3 protein-coding genes are annotated in these 3,510 nt (G+C 43.4%); 2 read left to right on the top strand and 1 reads right to left on the bottom strand.

All coding sequences use genetic code 11. The annotated features are described in order from the left end of the window. Positions 1-482: 482 nt before the first annotated feature. Positions 483-1,211: an aminoglycoside 6-adenylyltransferase gene (locus Xinn_RS19005; protein ID WP_244590261.1), complete on the bottom strand. Its 729-nt coding sequence runs from the start codon at positions 1,209-1,211 to the stop codon at positions 483-485. Between the two features lie 323 nt (positions 1,212-1,534). Here Xinn_RS19005 and Xinn_RS19000 point away from each other — a divergent pair, with 323 nt between their 5' ends. Together Xinn_RS19000 and Xinn_RS18995 are read left to right on the top strand one after the other, a co-directional pair. After that, positions 1,535-2,626, top strand: a complete 1,092-nt coding sequence (locus tag Xinn_RS19000; RefSeq protein WP_086954424.1) for an AAA family ATPase — start codon at positions 1,535-1,537, stop codon at positions 2,624-2,626. Beyond that, positions 2,587-3,276 carry a DUF4276 family protein gene (locus Xinn_RS18995; RefSeq protein WP_422646007.1) on the top strand — a complete coding sequence of 230 codons (690 nt, stop codon included), beginning with the start codon at positions 2,587-2,589 and terminating at the stop codon, positions 3,274-3,276. The genes Xinn_RS19000 and Xinn_RS18995 overlap by 40 nt, the downstream gene beginning before the upstream one ends. Positions 3,277-3,510: the final 234 nt, after the last annotated feature.

Genomic DNA, 3,510 nt, shown 5'->3' with positions numbered 1-3,510 from the left:
CACGTTTGCGTAATGCACAAATAATTTCGGCTGGGTGCCAGTCTTTCTGAGTGTGGATCATCGTCATACCTGCTTCCCCTTCTGTGGATTATTGGTGGTGGTTCAGACAGGGATCTCACAACCGGGAGTAACCTTCCGGCGAGGCCGAAGCCTCCCCTGCCTGAACCGCCATAGAAAGTGCGATAGCAGGCACACTGGCAGAAAACTCCTACCAGTGGGTTACTCTTAGCAAGGGTGAGATTCCTTGACTATCGGATTTTGCCGATAGCTTTTTTACTTTAACGAATTGCGTTATCTAATTCAATAATCGAACGTGTAAGTTTAATCAGTTAATTAAATACAATCAGCATACTCAGCCCATATATTGAGACAGCACCGCCTGGTTTATTTCAGTGATACGAGTTTCACACTCTTGTGGATAATCGAGTCCAATGTATTGCGCAACTTCTCGACCCAGGCGTCCATAAAGTTGAGTCATTGCGTTAAATGAGCGCAGAGCAAGATGCATCAAACCGTCCAAAGGTGCTCTGTAATTCATCCCAGGTTTGTGAGTCTGTCCATTCTCTTACATGCAGGCCATTGTGCCACACATCTATTGTGCTGCTATGCCGGGCAAGTGCATGCCATTCCAGCATACACAACAATAATTCCTTCATTGTATTGTCACGGAGTTTAACCAGCCAAAGCTCACCACGAGCCAAGTATTTAGGTATATGGAAGGCTTCAAACCAAAATTCTTCAACGGATGCTGTGAACTCGCTCTGTGAGGGAAGAGTTCTTACCGGAAATGTGTATGCTGGAGCCGGGATCCCCTGAGTAACCGATGACTTATCGAGTAAAATTGTATACCCACGTCCATAAAGCTCATCAAGTATTCCTTCATCAGCCATATGGCGAACACGCTCAATACCAGCCAGCGTGAAATCAATTTTTACCCCATTACTATAAATAGCAAGGCGCGTAGCCCATTCCTGATGCTCATCTGGATCAAAACTAAGCACAGTAATGAGTTCACCAAACTCATACAACCATCGCCTATCTTGCATCAATAATGCTGGGTTAGATGTAATAATCTCAATATCAATATCTGAAAGGTCATCGCTGGAATTATCCTTTCGGGCCAGAGAGCCTGTTTGAATCAGAGCTTGGACATGATCGACACTTTCTGCCCATTTGATAATGCCTTTCAGACAGTTATCCCGCAATTCCATATTACTGACCTCATTTCACTAATTATATAATTAAAACAACCGGCAAAACCTGAAACCGCCCATATCATGGTAATTCATAGCCAGCAGCATAAACATTATTAACCCGGCGATCGAAGAGATATGTCAATCAGATATACGTGATTGTATTAAAGTTAAAAATTATTTTCGCAAGGACTATTGATATATAATTTTTTCATTCACTTATTCGCTAATGATTAGCGTCTAAACGACAGAGCCAAAATTTGGCAATCAAAGCAGTACATACACAAGTTTTCCCCTAAGATAGGGCTACTTGAATCGCATGATGCTGAAAAGGCAAAATTATGAAACCAGTAACCAATAATGACCATTTAAGCCGGATAAAGATATCAGGCTACAAATCTATTGCTGAATGTGATTTACCAATGGGGTGTCTGAATGTCCTTATTGGGGCTAATGGTGCCGGAAAATCTAATTTCATCAGTTTTTTTCGCCTGATTGCCATCGTACTTGATCATCGTCTACAGTCTTTTGTTAGCAAAATGGGCGGCCCTGATACATTGCTGCATTTTAGCCGTAAGAAAACTGAATACATGAGTTCTGAGCTTTATTTTGGCCACAATGGCTATAAATTTGAACTGGAACCCACCAATGACAATCGCATGATGTTCCGGCATGAATCACTTTTCGGGGATATCAAAGATGACTATGATATCGGCTCAGGTCATTTTGAATCTCGGGTCAGTAAACATCATACGGGCATCAACGATGATGCATTACCTGCCATGCTCCGTTGGCGGGTGTACCATTTTCATGATACGAGTGATAGCGCCAGAGTTAAACAAACCCACCGTATTAATGACAATGATTATCTGCGGGAAGACGGAGCCAATTTAGCGGCATTTCTGTATCGGCTGAAAAAACATCATCCACAGCATTACACCCGCATTATCAAAACCCTTCAGATGGTTGCACCGTTTTTTGGTGATTTTTACCTGCGACCTACGCCGGATAATGCTGACTACATTCAACTCGAATGGACAGAAAAAGAACAGGATACCCCTTTTAAAGCCAGTGAATTATCTGATGGCACTTTGCGCTTTATTTTATTAACCACTGTACTGCTACAACCCGAAGAGTATATGCCCGGCTCAATTATCATTGATGAGCCTGAACTCGGACTCCATCCCTACGCCATTAACGTGTTGGCAGGCTTGATAAAAAATGCCAGTAATCAGCATCAATTGATTATATCTACCCAATCAGTTGAGCTGGTCAACCAATTTGATGCTGACGATTTGATCGTTGTTGACAAGCAACAAGGTGCTTCCACCTTTAAGCGCCTGAATAACGAAATGCTTTCTGAGTGGCTTGAAGACTATAGCCTCGGGGAGTTATGGAAGAAAAACTTACTCGGCGGGAGGCCACAGCGATGATCCGCATCAATGTTTTTGTCGAAGGGCAGACTGAAGAAACCTTCGTGCGGGACGTACTGGCCCCTTATTTTTTTGCACAACAAATCTATCTGACGCCAATACTGGCTCAGACCAGTTCCAGTCAGAAGGGTGGGATCACAAGCTATGGTAAAGTCAAACACCAGATTACCCGCTTATGCCGGCAAGATCCCGGTGCATTCGTCACCACACTCATCGACTATTACGGATTACCGACTGATTTCCCTGGTTATAATGAACAACGAGAGAGTGTTGCCAACGAACGGGTAGTAAAGCTGGAGCAGGCTTTTGCTGATGATATAGGACAGATAAATTTTATTCCCCATTTGTTATTACATGAATTTGAAGCTCTTCTATTTTGCCAACCCGAAAAATTTGCAGACTGGCTTGATGACTATGCGCCTATTGCCGCACTACAGGCTATCAAAGAAGAGTTTGATACTCCTGAAGATATAAATAACAGCCCGCAAACGGCGCCATCGAAGCGTATTTTAGCTCTCATCCCCAATTATCATAAAACCTTACATGGCCCACTGATTGTGGGTGATATTGGCTTAGATACCATTCGCGCTCAATGCCCACACTTTAATCAGTGGTTAGACATGTTGGCTGGCTTGGCAGTGCGTAATTAAATTTATCCCGAGAAAATAGAAACAGGCCCTGTTTTAACAGGGCAATACGTTAATGATGAAAACACCACTCAGAACGGAATGTCCGAATCCCAGTCGGTTTCATCCTCTTCCGATAACATTGATTCCTGTACCGGTGGCGTGTTTTTTCTTTCCTGATTAGCGCCCTGAGACGGAGACTGCTTCTGTGCCGGTTTATGTCCGGTCTGCTGAGGTGTTGCGTTCTTTGCCTCCCCA

Origin of the sequence: Xenorhabdus innexi, assembly GCF_002632485.1 — a bacterium.
GTDB lineage: Bacteria > Pseudomonadota > Gammaproteobacteria > Enterobacterales > Enterobacteriaceae > Xenorhabdus > Xenorhabdus innexi.
This window is presented reverse-complemented; position numbering and strand designations above follow the sequence as displayed.

Excerpts from the sequence above, each read along its gene's own strand:
- Xinn_RS19005 (WP_244590261.1), bottom strand. The coding sequence starts at position 1,211 with ATGGAATTGCGGGATAACTGTCTGAAAGGCATTATCAAATGGGCAGAA.
- Xinn_RS19000 (WP_086954424.1), top strand. The coding sequence starts at position 1,535 with ATGAAACCAGTAACCAATAATGACCATTTAAGCCGGATAAAGATATCA.
- Xinn_RS18995 (WP_422646007.1), top strand. The coding sequence starts at position 2,587 with ATGGAAGAAAAACTTACTCGGCGGGAGGCCACAGCGATGATCCGCATC.